Here is a 4066-nt window from a genome sequence, read left to right on the forward strand (position 1 = left end):
TCGGCGATTTCGTGCTGCTCACGTTTCCCGGCGAGCTCACGTGCCAGACTGGGCTCGACATCAAGAAGGCGTCCCCGCACGACCTGACATTCGTCGCTGGGTACACCAACGGCTACATCTACTACGCGCCCACCGCCGAGCAACTCTGCAACGTCGGCGGCGCGCAGGAAGACAGCGACTGCATCGTCGCGCCGGAGTGGCACGCGCTCTACGAAGCGAAAGCCGCGGAGATGCTGCGCGGGCTGTAGGCGAAGAATCACCTCGAAGCTACGAATCCAAATACAAGAACCCATATGGAAATGGGTGCTACGTAGCGCCGAAATCCGTTCGGCATTTTTAGCACGTCCAAACTCACGCATACGGAAATGGGTTCTACTATGTAGCCCATGGCGTTGCACTCAGAACGGGGGGACGTTTGCCCACAAAGACATCGCCTTCGAGTTTTCTACCTGGATATGGGCAGAGAACAAGCGCTAACTCATCAAGGCGTTCCAAGGGTTCAAAGACGCCGAACGAGAGCAACTTGGTTCGAAAATTCGGCGTAACCTCGCCAAATGCAATTACCGCCTCCACACCGACGCAATCAAAGAAAACCTTATGCAGTCCATAGCCCTTCGTGGTCGAGGTGTGGTGTCGCCGGAGTAGATTCCTCGGCGCGAATAGCGCCTTCGGATTGACATCGTTGGGACGTGGTTGGCGACGGATGGGCCGGAGGCGCGACTGCCGGGGCTTCTCTCGCGAGTGCAACGCGCTGCGTCTACTGAGTAGGGGCGCACTGCATGCTGCAGATAGCCCAGTTCGGAGCCTGCTTGATGCCTACGATCTGCCAACTACGCTCGACAGTCCGCCGGTTATTCTTCCAGCTCCCAGGGGGCGACCCCCTTGAATCGTCATAAGAAGTTGCTGCACCCCCCGGTTTGCATTTCCACCGGAGCGGGTACCCTTGTTTCGACATTTTTCTTCCGGGGGGGGCCGCCCCGCTCCTCAGCACCGCCCGCCGGCACGGGGTACCCCTTGATTCGTTAAGGAATAACGAAGGGGGTGCAACGCGACGGGCTAGTTAGTAGATGGGCTTGGCGACCCATCCCAACGATACCGCGGTTATTAAGTGTCGTTCGCGCGTTGCGGGGTAGGGCGGTTTCGCCGAAACCGCCGCGGGTTTGGAATCGGCACGGGTAAGGTGATGAGACCGTGGTCATGGGCATGCGCCTTGTGCAGGCTATTGGTGCGTGCCGGACGGCTCGGCGAGCCGTCCCTACCTTGAGGGTGTCTACCTTGCGCGGTCTCCGCCTTGCGCGCTGTCTACCTTGCGCCGCCTGCTTTGAACGGGGCTTTCACCGGCCCTATACTGCCGACTTACTTGGGGTTATTGGGAGCGCGTTATGAAGGCGTTGATTACGGGCGGAGCAGGGTTTATCGGGTCGCATTTGTGCGAGGCGTTGTTGAAGAAGGGGGACGAGGTTTTCGTTCTCGACGATCTGAGCACGGGGCGCTTCGAGAATATTGAGCATCTGGACGGGAAGGTGACGTCCGTTATCGATTCGACGTTGAACCAGGAGATCGTGCGGGACCTCGTGCGCGAGGTGGATGTCGTGTATCACCTGGCGGCGACGTTGGGCGTGCAGCTTGTCGTGGATGAGCCCATCCGGACGATTACGAATAATATCCGCGGGACCGAGACCGTGCTGGAGGAAGTAGGCTGGTATCGGCGTCGCGTGCTGGTGGCGTCGACGAGCGAGGTGTACGGAAAGAGCGAGAAGGAAGTCTTTCGCGAGGACGACGACCGGATCATGGGTTCGACCCACCTGAGCCGCTGGAGCTACGCGGAGTCTAAGGCGATAGATGAGTTTCTGACGTTGGCGTATTGGCGGTCGAAGCGGATGCCCTGTGTCGTGGTGCGCTTGTTCAACACGGTGGGGCCGCGGCAGACGGGCCGTTATGGAATGGTGATTCCGCGGTTTGTACGGGCTGCGTTGCGCGGCGAGGACATTACCGTGTACGGCGACGGCAAGCAGACGCGTTGTTTTGCGTATGTCGGCGATGTCGTGCCGGCGCTGATGGGGCTGATGGACAAGCGGGACATCAACGGCGAAATCTTTAATATCGGCAGCACGTATCGGATCACGATCGAGGATTTGGCGAAGCGGGTGATCGCGCTCACGGGCAGCAAATCGCAGCTTGAGTATGTGCCGTACGACAAGGCGTATGGTCCTGGTTATGAGGATATGCGGCATCGCGCGCCGTCGTTGGAAAAAATCGGCGCGGCGATTGGCTATGCGCCAAAGACGGATTTGGATACGATTCTGAATGCGGTGATCGACGATATGCGGCGGAATGGGGGAAGTTAGGGAGCAAGGCTGATTAGGGCGGGGCGGTTTCGCCGAGACCGCCCCGGGTTTGGAATTGCATGCACAAGGGGATTGGGATGGAGAGCATGCGCGGGCGTTGAGCGCAGGCCATTGGTGGGTGCCGGACGGCTCGGCGAGCCGTCCCTACCATGCGCCGTTCCTGCCATACTCGGCAAACTGTACCTGCCTGCTATAGCTTCTTGGGTTTAAGCGTGTTGACTTTGGCGTCTGGCGGGAGGTTGAAGTTGTCGGGTTGAACGGGCTGCACCGGTGCCCCGTTCTCGAAACGTACGCGCTTTTTCCCGCCTTCTTCGACCACTTCGGATACCTTGGCCGGAGGCGCGGCGCCGGGTTTGTCGACACGGATATTGATGTCCAGCGGGTTCTTTTTTGTGGGATCTATGGGGACGATGTCCTGAGCGTAGATCGGCGAAGTCATCGCAACCACGTCTACGGGGCCAATACCTTTGGCTTGCGGCGCCCGAATCACGCGCGCGCGGTAGTTGCAGTATGCGTTAGGCGTATCGGTCGTTTTCAGGAGTTCGACTTTGTCTGTCTCGATTTTCTTCGTGACGATCGGCCAGCCGTTGCGAAGGATTTCCATCTTCATGCCTTTCGCGTTCTTCACTTCGAGGTAGAGGTCGACGGGCATGCCCAGCGGCACGATGCCGCCCAGGGAAATCTCAGGTTTGCCAACTTTGACTGCTTGCTGCGGAGCGGCTTTCGCGTTTGGATCGAGCGTGTTGTTGATGGCTGCCTGGGCGGTTTCTGCGTTCGATTTCCAAGAGCGCACATCTGTATAGAATTCGATGGTGGGCGCGTCGGCGTCGGCGGCGATGGTGGTTCTGCCCATACGCAGCCCGTAGAGAATGCCGCGGACCGATTTCTCGGGCGCGTAGACGTAGGTTATCGGTTTGCCCATGGGGACTTTCGGGCTGGAAGACATGCTGCCGGCCACGCACGCGGCTTTCAGGCCACGCGTGAGTTCGTAGTCCCAAAACATGGTGGCTTGCCCGTTGGCCGAGAGGTCTTGCGTGTTCGCGGCCATCGAGATGGAGTAGATGAGTTTGCCGTCGACTTTCCGCTGGTATTCCTCGACGAGGTTCTCCAGTTTGATTCCCGGGACGGCCCGGTAGTCGCGGCACCAGACCTCAATGCCGTTCACGTAGGACAGCCCTCGTTGCCAAGGGGCGGTTGGGAAGCACGGCGTCGCGACGACAAAGATGCCGCCCTGTGCCTGCACGCGCTGGCAGACGCCCTGGTCTTCTTTGAAACTGTTGGTGATCTCCGGCATCGTGCGCGGGCCGTAAATGAGCGCCATTCCGCGCTGTTCGTTGCCCCATTCCATCGCGGGTATTAACACGACTTTGTTAGACTTGAAGTCCGCGTCGAAACACGCATCCATCGTATTTCTATCGGTGATGGCGATGAAGTCGAGCCCGGATTGTTCCGCGCGTTTTACCAGTTCCGCGACGGATTCGGCGCCGCCGCCATGGACCGATTTTACGTGTAGATCGCCCTTGAGCCATCCGGCCTTTTTCTCGAGCACGGGCGAATCGAACGGGACGGGTTCAGCGTGCGGGAAGTCGGAAGGGTCGTTTGGATTCGTCTTCATTTTGAGTTCGACGCTGTCCATTACCAAATCGTAATCTTTGTCGAACCCTCGCAGGGCCACGGTGCCGCCAACGCCGTCGGTAAGTGTGAAGGTCAGGTTCTCG

Annotated in this window: 3 protein-coding genes; 2 read left to right on the plus strand and 1 reads right to left on the minus strand. The window is 59.1% G+C overall.

Going from position 1 to position 4066, the window contains the following annotated elements; all coding sequences use genetic code 11:
* Together K1Y02_25685 and K1Y02_25690 are read left to right on the plus strand one after the other, a co-directional pair.
* Positions 1-248: hypothetical protein (locus K1Y02_25685; GenBank protein MBX7259772.1), on the plus strand; the 248-nt coding region annotated here is incomplete at its 5' end.
* Between the two features lie 1134 nt (positions 249-1382).
* Positions 1383-2348: a GDP-mannose 4,6-dehydratase gene (locus tag K1Y02_25690; protein ID MBX7259773.1), complete on the plus strand. Its 966-nt coding sequence runs from the start codon at positions 1383-1385 to the stop codon at positions 2346-2348.
* Between the two features lie 190 nt (positions 2349-2538).
* On the opposite strand, the gene K1Y02_25695 is transcribed toward K1Y02_25690, so the two are convergent.
* A partial coding sequence (locus K1Y02_25695) for a CehA/McbA family metallohydrolase (protein ID MBX7259774.1) occupies positions 2539-4066 on the minus strand: 1528 nt, incomplete at its 5' end.

The sequence above is a fragment of the Candidatus Hydrogenedentota bacterium genome (genome assembly GCA_019695095.1).
In the GTDB taxonomy this organism is placed as follows: Bacteria; Hydrogenedentota; Hydrogenedentia; order Hydrogenedentales; family SLHB01; genus JAIBAQ01.